This is a genomic window from Corallococcus praedator, from assembly GCF_003612125.1.
Taxonomy (GTDB): Bacteria; Myxococcota; Myxococcia; order Myxococcales; family Myxococcaceae; genus Corallococcus; species Corallococcus praedator.
The window spans coordinates 1-431 of record NZ_RAWI01001119.1 but is presented as its reverse complement, the minus strand read 5'-3'; the positions used below and the strand labels follow the sequence as shown (position 1 = coordinate 431).

General features: G+C 53.4%; 1 protein-coding gene. It reads left to right on the top strand.

What is annotated here, in order from left to right:
- Nucleotides 1-57 precede the first annotated feature (57 nt).
- A partial coding sequence (locus tag D7Y13_RS43320; RefSeq protein ID WP_244222491.1) for a GntT/GntP/DsdX family permease occupies nt 58-431 on the top strand: 374 nt, incomplete at its 3' end.

Sequence of the window (431 nt, the reverse complement as noted above, 5' to 3'; positions counted from 1 at the left end):
GTGCTCCCGTAGTTTAGCGTCAGCCAATCCGCAACGAACTGGCGATCCCCTCCTGCTATGCCTTTACTCATCACCATTCTTGGCCTTATCGTCCTCATCCTGCTAATTTCGTACGTTCGGCTGCATACGTTTCTGGCTTTTTTAGTGGTCTCACTCGGTGTAGGATTGCTGCTGGGGATGCCGCCCACCCTGCTTTTGGGAGCGATTCAAACGGGCATTGGCAGCACATTGGGGTCCGTTCTGAGCATCATTGCGTTGGGAGCCATGCTGGGTAAGTTAGTGGCGCAAAGTGGAGCGGCTCAGCGCATAGCAACGAGTATGATGACGCTGGTGGGCGTCAAAAACGTTCGGTGGGCCTTTTTAGTAACGGGCTTCATCGTCGGATTACCGCTGTTCTATTCCGTCGGTTTTTTGTTACTGGCTCCCTTAGC